This window comes from Micromonospora sp. NPDC051296, assembly GCF_040682255.1.
Classification (GTDB): domain Bacteria; phylum Actinomycetota; class Actinomycetes; order Mycobacteriales; family Micromonosporaceae; genus Micromonospora; species Micromonospora craterilacus.
This window is the reverse complement of the sequence record NZ_JBFBAO010000608.1, coordinates 1-2,120: the sequence shown is the minus strand read 5'-3', so window position 1 is coordinate 2,120 and position 2,120 is coordinate 1. Positions and strand designations below refer to the sequence as shown.

General features: G+C 71.8%; 2 protein-coding genes and 1 pseudogene. 2 read left to right on the top strand and 1 reads right to left on the bottom strand.

Going from position 1 to position 2,120, the window contains the following annotated elements:
* A pseudogene (locus AB0M52_RS33450) lies at positions 1–618 on the bottom strand (hypothetical protein); the annotation flags it as partial.
* 104 nt (positions 619–722) lie between these two features.
* On the opposite strand from AB0M52_RS33450, the gene AB0M52_RS33445 reads away from it, so the two are divergent.
* Positions 723–1,148: a TOBE domain-containing protein gene (locus tag AB0M52_RS33445; protein ID WP_363961844.1), complete on the top strand. Its 426-nt coding sequence runs from the start codon at positions 723–725 to the stop codon at positions 1,146–1,148.
* A 47-nt stretch (positions 1,149–1,195) separates the two neighbouring features.
* The gene (gene modA, locus AB0M52_RS33440) at positions 1,196–1,939 is read left to right on the top strand and encodes a molybdate ABC transporter substrate-binding protein (protein WP_363961845.1); all 744 of its coding nucleotides are present in this window, start codon (positions 1,196–1,198) and stop codon (positions 1,937–1,939) included.
* The last annotated feature ends 181 nt before the right edge of the window (positions 1,940–2,120 follow it).

Here is a 2,120-nt window from a genome sequence, read left to right as displayed (position 1 = left end):
CAGGTCGTCACCGAACCGGTGGTCCCAGCTGGCTGCCCGAGCGGCGAAGAAGGCCCGGGACTCGGTCAGGTACCAGCCCTCGACCGGAGCGAGCCGGTCGGCGAGGTGCCGGATCACCGGCCAGTTCGGGTCGTGCAGGTCGACGACGACATCGGTGCCGGTGTCGCGCCGACCGTCGATGTCCTGGTGACCGGGCGGCGTACGCAGGTGGACGACGACGTCCCACCCGCCGGCCGGCGGGTGCCGTCGCCAGTGGGGTCCGTCGGCCACGGCAACGCTGTCCGTGCCGAGGGCGGCCCGCCAGGCATCCCCGTCGCTCAGCGGTGGCGCGTCGTCCAGCGGTGAGGCTTCGCTGAGCGGTGCCGGGGCGGTCGGTCGCGCCGGGTAGCTCAGCGGTGATGGGTCGGTCAGCCGGGTGCAGGGTCGCCCGGCGGCCCGCAGGGTGTCGGCGAGGCGGTCGGCGACGACGCCCGCCTGCGAGGCACCACCGTCGATGACGACGCCGGCGGCACCCGCCGGCACCGCACCGGCGAGGTGGTCGAGCACCGTCGCCCACCGGCGGGTCTGCTCGTCGGTCAGCTCCTGCCACGTCGGTACGGACGCCAGTTCGCCAGCCATGTCCACATCATGCAATTGCGGCCACCTGTAGGGAACTAGCCATCGTAGATACGACTCATTCAGCCACTTATTGACCGCAGTTGCAGCCCACTACGATGGCCGTCGTGACGATGTTTCGGATGGGCGAGGCGGCCGAGCTGCTCGGGGTCAGCGTGGACACGATGCGGCGCTGGGTGGATGCCGGGCGGCTCGCCGCGAGCCGCGACGAGCACGGCCACCGGGTGATCGACGGTGTCGACCTCGCCACGTTCGTCCGGGCACAGGCCGGTGGCTCGGACGGCCGCTCGGAGGAATCCTCGGCGCGCAACCGGCTGCGCGGCATCGTCACCGCCGTGGTCAAGGACGCGGTGATGGCGCAGGTGGACATCCAGGCCGGCCCGTTCCGGCTGGTGTCGCTGATGAGCCGCGAGGCGGTCGACCACCTCGGCCTGGAGGTCGGTTCGGTCGCCGTCGCAGTGATCAAGTCAACCACGGTCGTCGTGGAGAAGCCGATCACGACGGTCGGGAGTAGAGGGAGGGCAAACGCGTGAGAGCAGCACGGTTCCGTACCACCCTGGCCGCGTTCACCGTACTCGCGGTGGTGGGTCTGACCGGTTGCGGCGGCGATTCCACCGACCCGCCGGCGAGCGGCGACGGGGTAAGCGGCGAGTTGACGGTGTTCGCCGCCGCGTCGCTGACCGAGTCGTTCAAACGGATCGGCCAGGACTTCGAGGCGGCCCACCAGGGGGTGAAGGTGACCTTCAGTTTCGCCGGCAGCTCCGCCCTCGCGACCCAGATCAACCAGGGTGCGCCCGCCGACGTGTTCGCCTCCGCCGCGCCGGCCAACATGAAGACGGTCACCGACGCCGGCAACGGCGACGGCGAACCGGCCACCTTCGTCCGCAATCAGCTCGTCATCGCCGTACCCAAGGGCAACCCCGACGGGGTGACCGGCCTGAGCGACCTCACCAAGCCCGACGCGAAGGTCGCCCTCTGCGCCGAACAGGTGCCGTGCGGGGCGGCGGCGCGTAAGGCACTGGACGCCGCCGGGGTCGGGCTCACCCCGGTCACCCTCGAACAGGACGTCAAGGCCGCGCTGGCCAAGGTGCGGCTGGGCGAGGTCGACGCCGCGCTGGTCTACCGCACCGACGCGCTGGCGGCCGACGCCGCCGCCGACGTGGACGGGATCGAGTTCCCCGAGTCGGCCGGGGCAATCAACGACTACCCGATCGTCGTGTTGAAGGACTCGGCCAACAAGCCGGCCGCTCGGGCGTTCGTCGAGTACGTCCTCTCCGACACCGGCCGGAGCGTGCTCACCGCAGCCGGATTCCAGGCGCCGTAGCCGGTGTCCCGTACCGACGGCGAGGTGGCGCGGCCGACCACGGCCGCGCCACCCGCTCGCACCAGACGCACCGGCCGGGCACCGGTCGCGCTGCTGCTGCCCGCCGCGCTCGGGCTGCTGTTCCTGGTGCTGCCGCTGGTCGGACTGCTCGCCCGCACCCCGTGGGCCACCCTTCCGCAGC